Source organism: Pseudoalteromonas sp. NBT06-2, from assembly GCF_002276045.1.
Lineage (GTDB): Bacteria > Pseudomonadota > Gammaproteobacteria > Enterobacterales > Alteromonadaceae > Pseudoalteromonas.
On record NZ_NQMR01000013.1, the window covers coordinates 21,296 to 39,207 of the forward strand.

At 33.6% G+C, this 17,912-nt stretch carries 14 protein-coding genes and 4 tRNA genes; 10 read left to right on the forward strand and 8 right to left on the reverse strand.

Annotation, left to right across the window (positions count from 1 at the left end; all coding sequences use genetic code 11):
• Positions 1-70: 70 nt before the first annotated feature.
• From CJF42_RS03830 to CJF42_RS03840, 3 genes are all read right to left on the reverse strand, one after another.
• On the reverse strand, positions 71-1,420 hold the full coding sequence (locus tag CJF42_RS03830) for an SPM autocatalytic domain-containing protein (RefSeq protein ID WP_095365413.1): 1,350 nt from the start codon (positions 1,418-1,420) through the stop codon (positions 71-73).
• A gap of 130 nt (positions 1,421-1,550) precedes the next feature.
• Positions 1,551-3,041, reverse strand: coding sequence for a tryptophan halogenase family protein (locus CJF42_RS03835; protein WP_095365414.1), 1,491 nt, complete (start codon positions 3,039-3,041; stop codon positions 1,551-1,553).
• Positions 3,042-3,122: 81 nt separating this feature from the next.
• Positions 3,123-5,975 (reverse strand): TonB-dependent receptor, encoded by a 2,853-nt coding sequence (locus CJF42_RS03840; RefSeq protein ID WP_095365476.1) that lies wholly within the window; start codon positions 5,973-5,975, stop codon positions 3,123-3,125.
• A 709-nt stretch (positions 5,976-6,684) separates the two neighbouring features.
• Between CJF42_RS03840 and CJF42_RS03845 the strand changes: the two genes are divergently transcribed.
• Entirely contained in the window at positions 6,685-8,301 is a 1,617-nt protein-coding gene (locus CJF42_RS03845) for an alpha-glucosidase family protein (RefSeq protein WP_095365415.1), read from the forward strand.
• Positions 8,302-8,415: 114 nt separating this feature from the next.
• Complete coding sequence (locus CJF42_RS03850) at positions 8,416-9,432, forward strand: CDP-glycerol glycerophosphotransferase family protein (RefSeq protein ID WP_095365416.1); 1,017 nt, start codon at positions 8,416-8,418, stop codon at positions 9,430-9,432.
• A gap of 13 nt (positions 9,433-9,445) precedes the next feature.
• On the opposite strand, the gene CJF42_RS03855 is transcribed toward CJF42_RS03850, so the two are convergent.
• Complete coding sequence (locus CJF42_RS03855) at positions 9,446-10,000, reverse strand: RICIN domain-containing protein (protein ID WP_095365417.1); 555 nt, start codon at positions 9,998-10,000, stop codon at positions 9,446-9,448.
• 134 nt (positions 10,001-10,134) lie between these two features.
• On the opposite strand from CJF42_RS03855, the gene CJF42_RS03860 reads away from it, so the two are divergent.
• Both CJF42_RS03860 and CJF42_RS03865 read left to right on the forward strand, forming a co-directional pair.
• Positions 10,135-10,554, forward strand: a complete 420-nt coding sequence (locus CJF42_RS03860; RefSeq protein ID WP_095365477.1) for an FAD synthase family protein — start codon at positions 10,135-10,137, stop codon at positions 10,552-10,554.
• A complete protein-coding gene (locus tag CJF42_RS03865) occupies positions 10,555-11,637 on the forward strand; it encodes an iron-containing alcohol dehydrogenase (RefSeq protein WP_095365418.1) in 1,083 nt (360 codons plus the stop codon).
• On the opposite strand, the gene CJF42_RS03870 is transcribed toward CJF42_RS03865, so the two are convergent.
• Complete coding sequence (locus tag CJF42_RS03870) at positions 11,634-12,698, reverse strand: CDP-glycerol glycerophosphotransferase family protein (RefSeq protein WP_095365419.1); 1,065 nt, start codon at positions 12,696-12,698, stop codon at positions 11,634-11,636. The genes CJF42_RS03865 and CJF42_RS03870 overlap by 4 nt on opposite strands.
• 127 nt (positions 12,699-12,825) lie before the next feature.
• Positions 12,826-14,115: an NCS2 family permease gene (locus CJF42_RS03875; protein WP_095365420.1), complete on the reverse strand. Its 1,290-nt coding sequence runs from the start codon at positions 14,113-14,115 to the stop codon at positions 12,826-12,828.
• Positions 14,116-14,519: 404 nt separating this feature from the next.
• Between CJF42_RS03875 and CJF42_RS03880 the strand changes: the two genes are divergently transcribed.
• A complete protein-coding gene (locus tag CJF42_RS03880) occupies positions 14,520-14,954 on the forward strand; it encodes a SulA-like leucine-rich domain-containing protein (RefSeq protein ID WP_095365421.1) in 435 nt (144 codons plus the stop codon).
• A 66-nt stretch (positions 14,955-15,020) separates the two neighbouring features.
• Positions 15,021-15,479, forward strand: coding sequence for a YchJ family protein (locus CJF42_RS03885; RefSeq protein ID WP_095365422.1), 459 nt, complete (start codon positions 15,021-15,023; stop codon positions 15,477-15,479).
• Between the two features lie 355 nt (positions 15,480-15,834).
• Here the strand turns inward: CJF42_RS03885 and CJF42_RS03890 are convergent, their stop codons facing one another.
• Complete coding sequence (locus tag CJF42_RS03890) at positions 15,835-16,350, reverse strand: VC2046/SO_2500 family protein (RefSeq protein WP_095365423.1); 516 nt, start codon at positions 16,348-16,350, stop codon at positions 15,835-15,837.
• Between the two features lie 199 nt (positions 16,351-16,549).
• Between CJF42_RS03890 and CJF42_RS03895 the strand changes: the two genes are divergently transcribed.
• From CJF42_RS03895 to CJF42_RS03910, 4 genes are all read left to right on the forward strand, one after another.
• A tRNA-Tyr gene (locus CJF42_RS03895) sits at positions 16,550-16,634 on the forward strand.
• Positions 16,635-16,698: 64 nt separating this feature from the next.
• Positions 16,699-16,783: transfer RNA gene (locus tag CJF42_RS03900), tRNA-Tyr, on the forward strand.
• Between the two features lie 64 nt (positions 16,784-16,847).
• Positions 16,848-16,932: transfer RNA gene (locus tag CJF42_RS03905), tRNA-Tyr, on the forward strand.
• Between the two features lie 64 nt (positions 16,933-16,996).
• A tRNA-Tyr gene (locus CJF42_RS03910) sits at positions 16,997-17,081 on the forward strand.
• A gap of 134 nt (positions 17,082-17,215) precedes the next feature.
• On the opposite strand, the gene CJF42_RS03915 is transcribed toward CJF42_RS03910, so the two are convergent.
• Complete coding sequence (locus CJF42_RS03915) at positions 17,216-17,905, reverse strand: M48 family metallopeptidase (RefSeq protein WP_095365424.1); 690 nt, start codon at positions 17,903-17,905, stop codon at positions 17,216-17,218.
• Positions 17,906-17,912: the final 7 nt, after the last annotated feature.

Genomic DNA, 17,912 nt, shown 5'->3' on the forward strand with positions numbered 1-17,912 from the left:
GTGTGAATTAATCTTATTTTTATTTAATCACACCATAATTAATAAACACTCGAGAGCAAACTTTGTTGGTTTAATCCTCTTCTAATGCACTTAGCATATCAACTAACTGGGATAAGTGGCTAAATCTCACATCTATTTCAGAATCCTCACTCCCAAATTTTTTCCTTAATTTAGCTAAATTATTTTGAGCTGCAAATGAATCTTCAGAGCCAAACCAAGACACAAATGCATCGAGTGATTCTTGTTGCTTAATTACCTTTTGATCCGCTTCAACATCATCCAGTTTTGTTTCTAGCCCTTCATTTAAATTACTTTGATCTGCCAAATCAAATTGACTGATGCTTGATACTTCACCATTTTCTTTTAAGTAAACGCTAGACTTTTGGATCGTACCCAAAGCATTATTATGACTATCTTTTAAAGTAAAGTTATTATCTGCACTACCTAAATAAATGGCTCCGATTCCCGCATCTTTAATAGACGTTAACTGTTTATCACCATTGTCATTTAAATGCCAAATCTGTAATTGTTCAAAAATGGCATCATTTTCATCAATCCACATATTACCGTCGTCGTCATGTACCGCTAATTCCTTAAATCCTTGTCCCGACACACCACCAAACATTTCAGAACCATTATTAATATCACCATCTTGATTTTTATCTAATACTAAAAATCCTGAACCTTGTCCAATAAAAGCTAAATTCTCTTTGTCACCATCATTATCAATATCAAAATCAAATTTAACTTGGCTAAAAGCAGGACCATTTCCCGCGATATCGAGTACTAAGGGATCATAAACGAATGGGCTTGTAGTATTTGAAATACTGAGTTGCTCTTGTTTAAAGTAACTTCGTTCCATTGACAGTGATAAATCAAAATTAATAGTTCGTCCATCAGCTAAAATCACCTCTCCTTGTGCTTGAAATTGCATTGTTTCTAGCTCATATTCAATAAAATGAGATGACATAAAAAACTGACCAGCTTGTAAATCTTCGCTTCCTTGAAAACTTACTGATTCACTTTTGTTTTGTAAAGAACCTTGAGTTAAACTTAATGATTGGTTTTGTGAAGTAGAGGCTACATTTTCTGAATTATTTTGCCATGAAGTAATTGATAAGTTTTGACCAACAAAATCTGAGATTAAGCTTTCTATATTACTTTCATGTCGTAACGAATATGAATTAGAGTTTAAACTGGTTATATTTGAAGATGATAATTGCCGATTTCTGTTAGCTGCGATTTCTCTAGCCGTATATGTATATTGTGTATCAACAACCGAAATCGAGCCGGCAAGCTGTATACCGTCTTGGTTTTCAGTATTTCGAGTTGCTGACGAAATAAGTTGTCGTTGTTCAAAGTCAAGTGAATGGCGAGAATGTTCAACAGCCATATCGAGCCGATAATTATCAATTTTCATATCAATACACATCCGTGGTAGTGAGTTTTAAATGTATGATTTTATATCGGCCAAAGTTTGAATGATCTGAGCAATACTTTCCTGTTATTACCGTTTTTCTATTTTACTGTGTACTTATCAATAATTATGACTATAAAGCCTCTAAAAATATTTTATGTGAAGCTAAATTATCTACTGTTCGATCTATTAATATTTTTAAGTTCTTCATTAAATCAAAAATTTGTTCATCTGATAAAGAGTTGGCTATAGGATGATAATCTTGTGGTATTAAATTCTGACCTATCATGACTTGTTGCCAAGCTATCTCAGTAAACAACTCATCTTGTTCACGAAAAACTTTACCTGATTGTGCAAATAAAGCCATTTTTTTTGTTAATGTATCTGGTACTTCCATTCTCTGACATGCCCGCCAAAAATCACTATCATCTCTTTGATTTAATTTGTAATGCAAAATAATAAAGTCTCGCATTTGTTTTGACTCTATTTTAGATTGACGGTTAAATTCCGTTACTTCCATTGATTTAATACCGCTATGTGGAAAGAGTTTAACTAAACGAATTGCTGCTGTTTGAATTAAATGAATATTAGTTGACTCTAATGGCTCAAAAAAACCATTTGATAACCCTATCGCAACAACATTTTTGTTCCATTGTTTACGTCGTACTCCAGTTTTAAATGGGATAACTTTTGGTTCAGCTAAAGGCTTGCCATCTAAATGAGAAAGTAATTTGTCTTTAGCTTGTTCATCTGTCATATATTTACTTGAATAAACTAAGCCATTACCTATTCTATGCTGCAAAGGAATTCGCCATTGCCAACCCGATTCATGGGCTGTTGAACGCGTATAAGGCGTTAGCGACTCAACTGACTCGCACGGTACTACTATTGCGCGATCACAAGGTAACCAATGAGAATAATCTTCAAATCCTGTACTTAAAGTTTGTTCAATTAAAAGTGCTTTTAGACCTGTACAATCTACAAATAAATCACCTTCAATTATTCTTCCTGCTTCAAGAACAATGTTTTTAACAAAACCAGAGTTATCATTTAAGTTAACTTGATTTACAATACCTTCAATGCGATTTACCCCCATACTTTGGCTAAATGTACTCAGTAGTTTGGCATATAAACCTGCATCAAAATGATAGGCATATTCAACACCAGGTAAATTTGTACCTTCAATACCAGATAGCTTTTTGAATTTATTTTTTTTGGCTGCCTGATAGTTAACTGAATAGTCCCAATAATTTGAAGTATTTCCACCTTGTTTGGCTTTTAGCCAAAAGTGATGAAAATCACAAAAAGGAAAATTTTTACCTATGCCACCAAATGCATGCATATAGCTATCGCCTAGCTTGCCCCAATTATCAAATTCAATGCCTAGTTTTATTGTCGCTTTTGTTTCTTGTATAAATATTTTTTCATCTAAGCCGATGGCATTATTTAAATGAATAAGAGGAGGGATTGTCGCTTCGCCAACGCCTATAGTGCCAATTTCATCTGATTCAACAAGTGTGATATCAACTGTTTTACCTAACGTTTTTGCCATTAAAGCCGCAGTGATCCAGCCCGCTGTACCGCCACCTACAATAACGACTTTTTGAATTTTATTGTTATGCATTACCCTCTCCAATCTCGCACTAACAAAAAAGCCCCTGAAAAATAAATTTCAAGGGCTTATGTTTTTCATTATAAACTTTTATTAAAACTTGTAGCTTAGTCCAAGTAAATAAGTACGACCATAATCTTGGTAATCACGTACTTGTAACTTGTTATCACCACTTAATGTGGTAAACGGTTCTTCCGTAATATTTTGAACTTGGAATGATACTGATAATCCTTGAAGGTTTTCATTATCAAATTCTTCAAAACTATAGCCCAATTGCGCATCCCAAATTGTTTCACCTAAGATATCAACTTGTTGAGATTTAAAACCGATACCGTATACATCGCCTTTAAAGTCACTACGTTTACGCATGCTAGCACGGGCTTGGAAACCTGATTTTTCATAGTAAAATGTCAAGCTTTGAATGGTATCTGATAAACCTGGTAATTCGTATTCTTCACCATTTTGGTCTTCCATATCAGATTCAATACCCGTATGGCTAGCCATTAAACCAAAACCATCTAAAGAGTCAGCAAATAAATTTAACGGTAAAGTAACTGCTAGCTCGTAACCCCAAAGGTCACCACCACCGCCATTCACTTTACGACTACCACTACCTTTAGAATGTTCTGGCACTATGCCTGTTGCCGGATCTGCAACGCCAGTCATATCTACTTCAAAGGTTTCATCAAATATCCACTGATTAATATCTTTATGGAATAATGCAACAGAGAAATAACCTTCATCATCAAAGTAGTTTTCATAAGATAAATCAATACCCGTTGCTTCTTTTGGCTCTAATTGAGTATTTGCACCACTTACACTCCAATAATACCCTTCATTATTCACTTGCTCTGCGTTATAAGTTGCATTTATTGAAGCATGCATTTCATCCATTTTTGCGCGAGATATAGTTTTAGCAATACCAAAACGTAATGACTGAGATTCATCTAACTTCAAATTTAAATTAAGACTAGGTAAAAGGTGCGAATAACTATGACTCTCATAGTTAGGGGTTAATGCAACTAACTTACTCGAATCTATACTAACGTAAGCCCCCGTAGAAGACTGTTTAGTATGTACATAACGTAAACCAACACCACCTGTTAATGCCATATCAGCTATTTCAGTATCAATATCAGCTTGTACAAATGCTGAAGAAATTTTTTCATCAACTGTCCATGAAGAAGTTGCATGTTTAGTATCAGTTAAGCTTTCTGCCAGTAACGAATAATAACCATCATCAATTAGACCTTTAGAGTCATAGGCTATCATGTCACCCATGCCTATAAAGTCGAGTGATACTGAGCCTTTTCGATATTGCTCTGGTACCACTAAAGTGCCAGGAAAAGCATTTAATGTCATAAAGTAGCCTTCAGACACTTTTTGCTTCTCTCTCTCCCTACGTGATACACCATAAGTTATTTTTGATACAAAATCAGACTCAATATTTTGTGTTGCGGCAAACTTTAATGCTTTTAATTCATCTTCTATCGTAGGTGTATTGATAAAACCGTCTTGACCTGTATCTTTTAATGGCGAATCACCATTAATACCTAACTTATTATTAAGCGCTGTACTACCACCCCAAGATAACGGACCACCAAGTTGAATTAAGTTATAGTCACTATAATCAAGTTCATGGGAGAATGTTGCGCCTGTATTGCCAGAGTTAAACTCATAACCAATATTATCTGCTATACCTTGATCATTACCTCGCCCAGTACCTGAATAACTTTCCATGCTCCAAATTTTACGATCAACATTTGAATAACTTGCATCAACCTCTAATGACCAATTATCATTTAAGTCGTATTGCGTATTAAAACCAAATGATGTTAATTCAGCCTTACGTTCTTCATGATCATTACGTACAACAACACGCTGACCTTCAGTTGTACCGCTAGTTATAAAGTTTGAATCTAGGTCGACAATTGCATTATTGTCACGAAAAGAACCTTGACCCCAAGCAAATGGCACTTCGATACCGCGTAAAATTTTAGTATCTAAAAAATCAACATATAATGCATCAAAAGTAATATGCAGTTGATCATTTGGCGTAGCTTCAATTACTAACATAGTTGAATCACGTTCTAATTCAGATGAACGTACAAATGGTTTTGCACCACCCAAGACTGAAGCATTTGGATCTATATCATTTCCTGAAGAATCTTTATATTGTACACATTCACCTGAAGTTTCATCACATGATTTATATCCTAACTCAGGATATCCCCATGCATTCCAACGTTTCTCTTGATTTGGCGAACTCATACTTGAATGTGCAAATGCAACGCCAATTGTATCGTCAGCGAATTGATCTAAATATGAAAAAGTCCCTCTAAAACCAGAATCTTCACCATCTGGATTTAATTTATCAAAGCTTGTCTTTTCAAATTGGGTATTAATTTGAATCACTTGACCATCTTGAGACAAAGGTTTGATAGTTTGCATATCAATCACACCCGCAATACCTTCACCTTCCAGTGTGGCATTTGGTGTTTTATAAACAATAACGCCACTCATGATTTCAGATGGATATAAATCAAACTCTACGCCACGGTTATCACTAATTGAAACTTGTTCACGGCCATTAAATGTAGTGCCACTTTCATTTTCACCAAAACCACGAATAGTAACCCTGCTTGCACGACCATCTAAGCGCTGTGCTGCTAAACCTGGTAAACGCGCAATTGACTCTGCAATGGATGAATCTGGTAATTTACCGATATCCTCTGCTGAAATAGATTCAACTACATTTGATGAAAAACGTTTAGTATTAATAGATTCAACAATACTACGGCGAAATCCGCGTACTTCTATTACTTCAACTTCTTTAGCAGCTGCTTCTTTTTCTTTTTGTGTTTCTTCTGCTGCATATACTGAAAATGAACCTACTCCAGCACTTAATAAAGCGAGTGTTAATATACTTGGTTTGAATACTGACATTTTATTACCCCGAATAACCATTTATTAGTTCCAATTTAAGTGCCATTACAAACTAGCCTTGCACCAAAATGGGTTGCATTTGTTGTCATAAAAATCATAACGGACACATTGCAACTGAGACAACTCACTGCATACGTATTCAGTAAAATTTAGTTACATTTTTATTTACAAGTTAATAACAAACTTTGCTGCATATCACTTAAAAACAAAGGCTAAGCGTATATTAGTTGCATTCTTATACATTTTAATCTCAGTAACAACACTTAGCAGCTGATTATATATAGCAAACAGTTACATTTGATTAATTATAAATTATCGGTGAAAATCACAACAATTTATTAAATTTTTGTAATTCGATAAAATACAAAAATAAACCAATTGGTAATACCAATCCTTTAATTTAAAAAAAATAATAAAAAGCAGTAAAAATAGACTGTAGGGATAGTTCCATTACAAATAAGTGCATTACTTAAATTCAAGAAAATTAAATTGGTCAATATAAACTTAAAAAACAACCTTTCTTTATTAAAACTCCCTCAAAAATATCTTTGGCTCATATTTTATAAATTAATTTTTATGCATACGTATGTAGGGTTTTTACAGTAAAAATTGGATCACGTATGCTTTTTACAAGATCAAATTATTTAATAAAAAATAAATTAACTAGGTGTAAATATACTTGTGGTTAATGAGGTTTTGGAGAAAGAGTATGGCTAAGCAAGATTGGTGGCAAGGAGCCGTTATATATCAAATTTACCCTCGCAGTTTTCAAGATACTAATAATGATGGTATAGGGGATATTCCTGGAATTATTAGCCGTTTAGACTATATAAAAAGCCTAGGTGTTGATGCTATATGGGTTTCACCATTCTTTAAATCTCCAATGAAAGACTTTGGTTATGACATTAGTGACTACAGAGATATAGATCCATTATTTGGCAATATAGCCGATTTTGACGATTTAATAGCACAAGCCCATCAGCGCGATATAAAGATAATTATTGATCAAGTACTTAGTCATACATCTGATCAACACACCTGGTTTACACAAAGCCGTAAAGATTTAATAAATACCAAAGCAGATTGGTATGTTTGGGCTGATGCAAAACAAGACGGTACAGCGCCTAACAACTGGCTTTCTATATTCGGCGGCCCTGCTTGGCAATGGGAACCGAGACGTAAGCAATACTATTTACATAATTTTTTAACAGAGCAGCCTGATTTAAACTTCCATAATCCAGATGTACGTAAGCACGTATTAGATAACATTGAATTTTGGCTTAAAAAAGGCGTTGATGGCTTTAGATTAGATGCGATTAACTTTTGTTTCCATGATGCACAACTAAGAGATAATCCAGCTAAACCTGAAGATAAACGTGAAGGCCGTGGTTTTAGTGAAGATAACCCTTATGCATTTCAATACCATTACTATAATAATACACAGCCTGAAAACTTAGGTTTTATAAAAGAAATACGGAATTTATTAAATAAATATCCTGACACAGTATCACTTGGCGAAATATCTTCAGAGGACTCCTTATCGACTATGGCTGAATATACAGCTGATGGGGACAAACTACATATGGGTTATAGTTTTGAATTATTAACTGATGATTATAGTGCCAAATATATTCGTGAAACAGTACAAGGGTTAGAATCAAAAATGCTTGAAGGCTGGCCATGTTGGGCATTTAGCAACCATGATGTACAACGTGTTGCATCTCGTTGGAATAAATCAGGTGTTAACCCTGAGCAAGTTAAAATGCTTACAGCAATGCTCGCGTCATTACGCGGTAGTGTATGCATGTATCAAGGTGAAGAGCTCGGTCTAGGTGAAGCAGATGTGAAATTTGAAGATTTACAAGACCCATATGGCAAAACTTTTTGGCCAAACTTTAAAGGTAGAGATGGCTGCAGAACCCCAATGCCTTGGACAAATACATTAAATGGCGAGTTTTCAATTCAAAAACCTTGGCTACCGCTAGACGACAATCATTTAGAACAATGTGTCAGCTCACAAGAGTCAGATAAAAGCTCAATACTTAATGCTTATCGTGAATTTTTAACTTGGCGTAAAAACTACCCTGCATTGGTTGTTGGAACAATTGAGTTTTTAGTAACTCAAGAACCTATTCTTGCATTTTGGCGCCAGACAGATGAACAAAAAGTACTATGTTGCTTTAACTTAAGTGCTCAAACTGCTGAACTTGAAATAACTGAGACATTTAAAAGTACTCCATTGAACGCTTTGTCACACAACAAAGGTCGATATAAAGTAAATAAAATCACCTTGCCCGGTTTTAGTTGTTTTTATGCTATTTGCTAAATAGCACTTTCTTCCATACAGGCGAGCTATTTGCTCGCCTTTTTTAATTGCCTCAATATCGTTTTTTTGTTACTGTTTTTAGAAGTTTACCTTTCTATACTTTTAAATTAATTCATGATAAAAAGATATCTATTTTTTGTACAGCAACCTTATAGTTTTGCTATTTTAAGACCTCTTCAGACTGAAATTTTATCTCGTGGAGATGAGGTTGTTTGGTATCTAAATGGTAAAAATGTATCTATTAATAGCTTAAATAATGACGAGAAATATTTAACAAGTGTAGAAGAAGTTAAAAGCTATAATCCAATCGCAGTATTTGTACCAGGCAATATCGTACCTGACTTTTTTCCTGGTATTAAAGTACAAGTATTTCATGGCTTGGAATATAAAAAACAAGGTCACTTTGTGATCCGTGATTTTTATGATTTGTATTGTACACATGGTCCACTGACTACAATTCCTTTTGATAAATTAAAAGAAATACACAAACACTTTGAAGTAATTGAAACTGGCTGGCCTAAGTTAGATCCTTATGTAAAAAATTACCAAAAAGTGAATAACAGCAAACCCGTATTATTATATGCACCAACTTTTTCACCTAGCCTTACATCAGCGTTAGATTTAATTGAAGAAATTAAACAGTTAGCATTAACTAATGATTATCTAATCAAGGTGAAATTTCATCCAAAAATGAAGCAAGGATGGATAAAACTTTATTCAGAGTTTAAACATGATAATTTTGAAATATGTGATGCAGATAATATAGTGCCTTTAATACAAGAAGCAGATGTTGTTATCTCAGATACATCAAGTGTTGTAGATGAGTCTCTTATTATTGGAAAATGTGTTATTACCTATAAAAATAGCCAGCCCCAAGCGTGTTTATTAAATTTTGATAAACCAGAGAACTTAACTAAGATGGTGAAGCAGGCATTAAATTTAACACCAATTCAAACACAATCTATCCAAGATTATGTCTCTCAAGTTCACCCTTATCAAGATGGGAATAGTTCAATCAGAATATTAGAGGCTGTTGATAAAGTAATTAGCCAGGGGGTAAAGAAAAAGCCTTTAAATCTTGTACGTAAGTACAAAATTAGAAAGGCTTTGAATTATTTTTATTTAAAATGATATGCAGAATATCTTAATTATTTTTAATATCACTGAAATACCAATATTGATCGGGGTTATCATCATAACCCCATAACTGAACATTGTTACCTGAGTTACCTGAAGTACCAGCTACATCTAAAATATTTAATCTTTTACCATTTTTTAAAATCATATTACCGTGATATGAGGTCCACTCAGCACGCCAAAGTTGATCTGTGTTAGATTCACATGTCCAGATTTTAGCATTATCATTTTGCCAACCACCATGACCTGAAATATCTAAGCATAAATTCGATTTTACATTTCTTAAATTATAGAAATTTGCGCCAAAAGAACTATTACTTTCGACTATATCTATTGATACTGGATTTCCAAATTGATCCGCGAAATACCATCGTTGATCACTGTATCCATCACAGTGATATAATTGTACATTTTGCCCTTTTCCGCCTGAATATCCACTCACATCAAGGCATTTCTCTTGTAAAGTATTTTTGATTAAAAATGTTTCAGTAGCAAAGGTATCATTAGATAGCAAAGAAATACTAGCGAGAAAACAAAGTGTTCCGATTTTTAAATTAAGCATACTTTCCCCTAATGTAACTAAAGTAGGTACGATGTATGTATTTTAAAACCCGTTTACAATATAAATTAGAGATTCTTTGATTCAAGTGTAATAAAATGTCACCTGTATTTAATTATTCTAAGGTTAATTTTTTAATGTCAGAAAATGTATTAGTTGTAGGTGTTTTTGATTTATTCCATGTAGGCCATTTATCTTTATTAGAAAAATCAAAATCCTTAGGTGATAAACTTTTTATCATAGTTAACGGTGATAAAATGACAACCGAGTACAAAAGGCAACCTTATATCAATGAAAGCGATAGAAAAAGATTAATTGAAGCCCTTGATATTGTAGATGCAGCAGTTATTTCTAACGAATTTGATATAAAACCTTATATAGAAGAGTTTAAAATAACTAAAGTGGTACATGGTGATGACTGGGAGATTAATTCCTACCTCAAACAAATTCGATGTTCTGAAAAATACTTAAAACAACAAAATTGTGAAATAGTATTAGTGCCTTATACACAAGGCATAAGCACATCTGATTTAATCAAAGAGATTAAGCAAAGATAAATGAAATTTTCAGGAACAGCACAAAATCGCTTTTTAACCATCCCAAAAGTTTTAAAGATACTTTCAGGTGAGCCCAAAGAGCTTATTGAGCATATTACAACTGCATTTCATAATGACCTAAACGGTTCAATTACCATAGCCAGTGGACCAGGTAAATCAAGAGAAATAGCAGTTAATATCGGCTCAGCTTTGTCTAAGCTATTTAAAGTTCACCACACTGAAATACTAGATAATACAACAGACCAAGCTGTTGCGGTAGATATACAATGTGCGGCAAATCAAAGTGAAATTTTACTCGCAATTGGTGGCGGAAAAGTAATTGATGTTTGTAAAGTCGCGGCAAACAAAAGGGATATCAATTTTGCTGTTTTACCTACATGTCTCTCTAGTGATTGCATCACCTCCCCTGTTGCTGTGATAAAAGAAAATGGGCAAACCAAAAGTATTGCAGCCGCACTTGCAGAGTTTGTATTTATTGATTTAAATTTGATTTCCTCAGCACCTGAAAGACTTAATTTGAGTGGCCTTGGTGATCTGATCTCTAATATATCTGCGATTTTAGATTGGGATTATGCGGCAAAAACATCCAATACACATATAGATGATTTTGCAAAACTACTCTCAATTTCAAGCTGTAATGCTTTGATAAAAAATAATAAATTTAAATGTTCAAATACAGAAGATTTAAAATTGATGGCAGAAGGCCTTTTAATTTCAGGGCTTTCAATGGGATTTTCTGGAGATAGCCGTCCAGCTAGTGGCGCCGAACACTTAATTAGCCATGCTATTGATAAATTAAATTATGGAAATGGTCTTCATGGAGAGCAGGTTGCAATAACAAGTATTTATATGAACTCCTTAAGAGCCCTCTTAAATGAAGAAACTTTAAAACCAGAGTTTTTAAACTTCATTAAAGTAAGTGGTTTACCATACCACCCTAATAAAATATCTATTAATAAAAATGAGTTTATTGAAGCCGTTTCTATTGCAAAAAAAATGAGGCCAGACAGAATAACCATTTTAGATCACCCTGAACTGAAAAATGAACTGTTATTAGAAGCTTTTGATAAAGCTTTCAGCTAATCTTTGAAGAGATAATCAACAATTCTAACAGAACAATTACCATCAGTTTTCCCTGCTAATTGTTCTATTAGTTTGATTTTTTTATTTGGCGTTAAAATGACACCTTCAACTACATCGTATAGTTCTTTATAGCTTGCAACGCGATCAGATAATTGATGGAAAAATTCAATATCAGAATCGAGGCGTTTTTTAAATCGACAACTAAAAAAACCTCTATAAGACCAGCGAAGTTTATAGAAGTCACACCAAATAACAGGCTTATTTAAAGCTGAAAACTCAAAAATGGCAGAAGAAGCATCTGAAATCATTACATCAGATATAGCCATAAATGGCAGCAAGTTATATGAAGATGTTGGCGCTAAATACACATTTTTAAACTTATCCCATGAATTAAGTAACGTTCTTTGTTTAGCGTATTTCTTTTTAGTAACAGAAAAAAAGTGAGGTTTTACAATAATATTATAGTTTTCAAATTCTTTAGGAAAACTCTTACTAAAGCACTCTAAAGAACTTGGGTAAAAAGTGGGGGCATATAAAATTGTTTTTTTATTTGGATCTAGTCCTAAATCTACTAAAGAGCATTGATTAACATTATTCGTTTTTGAAAAAATTGGATCTAATTTAGCGTATCCGGTATCAACAAAGTTCCCCGAAGGGTATAAATCATATAAACGGTTTAATCTATGTTTCCCTTCAACAAAACGCACCGTTGTTAAATTTTTTGATACATCATAGTAACAACTTTTAGGGCCTATTCCATGTTGCATTAACACCGTTTTACTAACACGATGCAATTGATGAATATTATCAACTGCATTACCAAAGATAATCCAATCAGCTTTTTCCTTTTGATAATACTCAAATGCATTTCCCCAAGAACTCACCCAATACACTGGTAACTTTTCCTGCTTTTCTACATTTTGACAAACGTATTGTAAGCTTTCATCTTCCTGATTATAAAATATAAATCTACACTCTACGTTTTTTTTTAATAATTCCTGATAAACTGGCATGTATTGTGGTAGATAATATAAGTGTTTTACATCAAAAAGAATTTTCATATTGAAATTATTTGTCTCATGAGGCTTTATTAAAACGATATAATGATAATAAAATGTTATCACAATTCCATCATCAATTTAATAAAACAATAGAAAAAACGCGGTGTACTACCTCGTCTAAATTAAACTATAAAAATGCAAACTTACCAACAAACATAATTGTTAATACCCAAACACTAATACTTACTTGCTCTTTTTTACCACATAATACTTTCACGGCTGTATATGAAATAAAACCTAGGGCAATACCATTTGCAATAGAGAAAGTAAGTGGTGTCATTAATAAAACAACACATACAGGTATCGCATCTGTCATATCATCCCAATTTACAAATTTAAGATTTGATAACATCAATACTGATACATATAAAATAGCACCAGCAGTTGCATAAGCAGGTACCATAGCCGCCAAAGGCGCAAAAAATAGCATCAATAAAAAGCAAATGCCGACAACAACAGCTGTTAAACCAGTTCTACCACCGACAGAAACGCCAGCAACTGATTCAACATAAGATGTAGTTGTTGAAGTACCTAGCATAGAACCTGCGATAGTCGCTGTACTATCAGCACTTAAAGCTCGACCTAATCTTGGTATATTACCTTTATCATCGGTTAAACCTGCTTTTTGCGTTACAGCAACTAAAGTGCCTGATGTATCAAATAAATCAACAAACAAAAAAGCAAAAATCACACTCAACATTGAAATATCAAATGCTGCAGCGATGTCTAATTGCATTAATGTAGGGGTTAAAGAAGGAGGCATAGAAACAATGCCTTGATATTCAACTAAACCAAACGCTACAGCAATGAATGTCACAATAAAAATACTAAATAATACACCGCTTTTTATATCTCGATGTAATAAAGCAGCAATGACGAAAAAACTTAATACTGCTAATAAAGGTCCTGAAGAAGATAAGTCTCCTAGTTGAACAAATGTCGCAGGGCTTGAAACAATAATATCTGCATTTTTTAAAGCGATTAAAGCCAAAAACGCACCTATTCCTGTTGCAATCGCTTGTTTTAATACTAGTGGTATTGCATTTATAATCCACTCTCTCACTTTAAATAAGCTTAATAATAAGAAGATACACCCAGAAATAAACACGGCACCTAAAGCTGACTCCCATGAGTACCCCATACCTAACACAACACCATAAGTAAAAAATGCATTTAGCCCCATCCCCGGTGCCAAAGCTAAAGGATAATTAGCCCAAAATCCCATAATAAAACACCCTATTGCAGCTGCCAAGCAAGTTGCAACAAAAGCCGCACCTTGATCCATTCCAGTTTCAGCTAACATCGCAGGATTTACAAATACAATATAAACCATAGTGATGAAGGTTGTTAAACCTGCTACACACTCTCGTTTAACCGAAGAGCCTTGGGATTTGATTTTAAAAATGGATTCAAGCATGAAGTTATTTCTTTTTATTATGTAATATAGTTTGATTGAAGACTATTGTACCGTACGTATGACTTGGAGTAAAAACCCTAATAGTAGATTTTATTTCATTAACGCTGTCTATACCCTGATTATTAATCATAACGCCGTAATCATTTTCTACCCTAACTCCCGTAAGGCAAGAAGATAAGCGGCCAACTGCGTTGTTATAAGATATTTGTTGAGAATGACTTAACGACACATCTTATTCCTCGCATTTGACACGCTTCTCGATTCGCTGAAATCGCGCATTTCCATATAGCATGGGTATATAATGCTTAAATTGATTAAAAAATTATCAATAAATGCTTGCATCACATCACTGTATGAACTACTGTATACAATAACTACTGTATAAATAACCAGTGAGATAACTTATGTTGCAAACAACTGATATTAGAACTATAAAAAGCTACGATTTAAATCAAACTCAATCTTCAATAAACTTAATTGAAATTGAAGATGAAATTTCAGCTACTTTTGAACTAATGAAAATATTGCATCAGTATAACAGTCAAAGCGGATGGACATTATTAATAGCACCTGATCAAGTACCAAGTAAATCACTGTTAGACTCTTGCTCAATTGATAAATCAAAACTGTTAGTTATCAGGAAAAAACATCTATCTAACTTAGATTACGTTCTCAACTCAGCATTAAACAATGGTAATTTTTCAGCTGTGATCACTTGGACAAATATGCTCACTGAATACCAACTGGATTTATTAGCTAAAACAAAAATATCATCAAATACAAATCTATATTGTTTTAATGATCAAAAACGAACAATAAACAATCAGCACGCAAGTTAAAAAGTTAATTTAAAAAAAATTTGCTAAACTAACACAAAAATTTTTAAATGGTAGATTAAATTATTTATGTGTATTTGTGGTCAAGAGCAAAACTTTGAAGTGTGTTGTGAACCTTATATCAATGGTGGAAAAATTGCACCGTCACCAGAAGCATTAATGCGATCTCGATATAGTGCATATACTCTAGGTAATGCAAAGTATATTTACAATACTTATGCTCAAGAAAAGCAAGCCGAAAATCCTATTAAAGAAATATCTGAATTTGCCAATAGCTGCCAATTTATAAAATTAGAGATGATAGATTCACAAGACCAATCAGAAACTGGATATGTTGAATTTAAAGCTCATTACTTATTTAGAAACCTTTACTGCACTTTATATGAAAAGTCTGAATTCATAAAAGTAGATGGTGCTTGGTTTTATTTAGATGGTGATATAAAGGAAACACCTGAAGTTAAGCTAAATAGAAATGATGTTTGCCCATGTGGCAGTAATAAAAAGTTTAAAAAGTGTCATTATAAATAATGGGTTAGTTATATACCCAAACAGCTTCAAGATGCAGAATTCAGTTGGAATTAGAAACACTTTAGGCAATACATTGATTGCAAAGAATTGTTATTCCCTTTGTCAAGATCAACAACGCAGCTGAAGCGCTTCTAAACCAATCCATAGGGGACTTATGAGCAAATCATGCTCGTTGTTGCCTGTATAAATATAGGTACTAGAGCAATTCAGAAGCATATTGCCGGTCCATCTTATTTTTAAGGGAGCAACCATTAATAAAAAGATGTACCTAGATGATGAGTTGCTCAGTAGTCCTGAAATTCATACCTTGAAGTCGCTTGGGTATAGTGTATAAACTAAGCTTCAGGTGTGATTTTTATGCTTGAAGTAAAGTTAAAGGTTCATGAAGTTGAGGTTCTTGTAACTGATTATAAAAGTCTACAGCATTCATTTGGTTTTGACTTAGCTGTATATCGTTAGGTTGGATTCTTTTTCTTACTGACAATTCACAATTATCAATTATTTGACTATGTATATGAGTTAAATCATCTCTTATAGCTAAAGGCTCTGGCGATAAACAATTAATAAGCCTGAACTGCTCTAAACCGTGCTTTTGAATAATTTTAGCATTACTCTCTCCGATTAACATATTGAACTCTTCAGGTGCTAATTTTTGCGCTACACCAGCACCTAAGGATAATCTAAGATTTGTATCTTTATTATCCAAGTTTTTTTCTTCACTTTGTGGAAGATGAAACTGTGAAAAATCTAAGGCATCTTTTGACAACATAGACAAAAGTATTGAAAAATCATTTCGACGATTTTGCGCAACACAAAGAGACAATTGATTGCCTAGCTGCATTTCATTTATCAAAATACCTTCAAGTTGCATTTAATAGCTCGGTTTAACATAGATGAAGACTGTATCGACCTAAACATCAACTTCTTGAATTATATTTACAACTTTATCTTTCATAGTCTCTTTCAGACTAAAATTCACCCTAAACGAATATTAAACAAGCAAAAAAACATTATTTTAAAAAAATAGCTTTACAGATAAATTATTTTTGTTAATATCCGCTCCGTGTTCTGGAGGGGTTCCCGAGTGGCCAAAGGGATCAGATTGTAAATCTGACGGCTCAGCCTTCGGTGGTTCGAATCCACCTCCCTCCACCACTTTTTCTTAGGCTGATTAGAGTGTGAATACAAGAAATTAATAATTATTATATAAACATACTGCGGAGGGGTTCCCGAGTGGCCAAAGGGATCAGATTGTAAATCTGACGGCTCAGCCTTCGGTGGTTCGAATCCACCTCCCTCCACCAGTTTTTCTTAGGCTGATTAGAGTGTGAATACAAGAAATTAATAATTATTATATAAACATACTGCGGAGGGGTTCCCGAGTGGCCAAAGGGATCAGATTGTAAATCTGACGGCTCAGCCTTCGGTGGTTCGAATCCACCTCCCTCCACCAGTTTTTCTTAGGCTGATTAGAGTGTGAATACAAGAAATTAATAATTATTATATAAACATACTGCGGAGGGGTTCCCGAGTGGCCAAAGGGATCAGATTGTAAATCTGACGGCTCAGCCTTCGGTGGTTCGAATCCACCTCCCTCCACCAGTTATTCATACTAACTCCATTAAACCTGAGCTCATTCTAAATTTGATAATTAACTTAATAGAATTGATATCATTATAAGATTCAACAAAATCAATCAAAAATCTTAATCTCTTATATTGTTAAAATTTACATCGTTATATTTGTAAGCTAATTCCATTTTCTTTCAACCAAACTTCAGCATCTTTTACATACGAGTAATTGCTATTTACCAAATGCCAAAAATTCTGACTGTGGTTTAAATATTTAAGATGCGCGATTTCATGTACTATTACATAATCAATCACCCACTTTGGTGCACCAGCTAATAAAACATTAAAACTCAATTCTTTTTTTGAATTACAAGAACCCCACCTTCTTTTATATGTTTTTATCTGGCAACGACTAAAATGAAGATTCATCGCTGTGGAAATTTCAGCTAGCCTTATATCTAGGTATGCTTGTAGACACTTTTGCAAAAACTCCTTTAACTGTTTTTGATAATGTTCTGAAACATTTCTTACGCGAGATGCCGCCGTTAAGAATAAGGTTCTACCATCAAACTGTATGCTCGACACTTTAGTTCTAGCACATTCTATCGTAATCTTTTTCCCAAATAATTGAAAATACATATTTACCAAAGCAGATTTTTTATTTTTACTTTTAACCGCATTTAACTTTTGATCTTCAATTTTGCTTTGTATCCATCGATGTTTTTTAATGATCAAATCATCAATATAAGACTTTGCCACAAAATGGGGTGCTAAAACGGTAACTTCAGAATTTTTGATATTAATTGAAATTGTTTTACGTTTGTAGCTTTTTTTTAAATGGTAATCTATAAACAAGGTGTTC

Coding starts and splice junctions, on each gene's coding strand:
- CJF42_RS03835 (WP_095365414.1), bottom strand. CDS start 3,041: ATGCATAACAATAAAATTCAAAAAGTCGTTATTGTAGGTGGCGGTACA.
- CJF42_RS03830 (WP_095365413.1), bottom strand. CDS start 1,420: ATGAAAATTGATAATTATCGGCTCGATATGGCTGTTGAACATTCTCGC.
- CJF42_RS03855 (WP_095365417.1), bottom strand. CDS start 10,000: ATGCTTAATTTAAAAATCGGAACACTTTGTTTTCTCGCTAGTATTTCT.
- CJF42_RS03845 (WP_095365415.1), top strand. CDS start 6,685: ATGGCTAAGCAAGATTGGTGGCAAGGAGCCGTTATATATCAAATTTAC.
- CJF42_RS03890 (WP_095365423.1), bottom strand. CDS start 16,350: ATGCAACTTGAAGGTATTTTGATAAATGAAATGCAGCTAGGCAATCAA.
- CJF42_RS03875 (WP_095365420.1), bottom strand. CDS start 14,115: ATGCTTGAATCCATTTTTAAAATCAAATCCCAAGGCTCTTCGGTTAAA.
- CJF42_RS03840 (WP_095365476.1), bottom strand. CDS start 5,975: ATGTCAGTATTCAAACCAAGTATATTAACACTCGCTTTATTAAGTGCT.
- CJF42_RS03865 (WP_095365418.1), top strand. CDS start 10,555: ATGAAATTTTCAGGAACAGCACAAAATCGCTTTTTAACCATCCCAAAA.
- CJF42_RS03870 (WP_095365419.1), bottom strand. CDS start 12,698: ATGAAAATTCTTTTTGATGTAAAACACTTATATTATCTACCACAATAC.
- CJF42_RS03850 (WP_095365416.1), top strand. CDS start 8,416: ATGATAAAAAGATATCTATTTTTTGTACAGCAACCTTATAGTTTTGCT.
- CJF42_RS03880 (WP_095365421.1), top strand. CDS start 14,520: ATGTTGCAAACAACTGATATTAGAACTATAAAAAGCTACGATTTAAAT.
- CJF42_RS03860 (WP_095365477.1), top strand. CDS start 10,135: ATGTCAGAAAATGTATTAGTTGTAGGTGTTTTTGATTTATTCCATGTA.
- CJF42_RS03885 (WP_095365422.1), top strand. CDS start 15,021: ATGTGTATTTGTGGTCAAGAGCAAAACTTTGAAGTGTGTTGTGAACCT.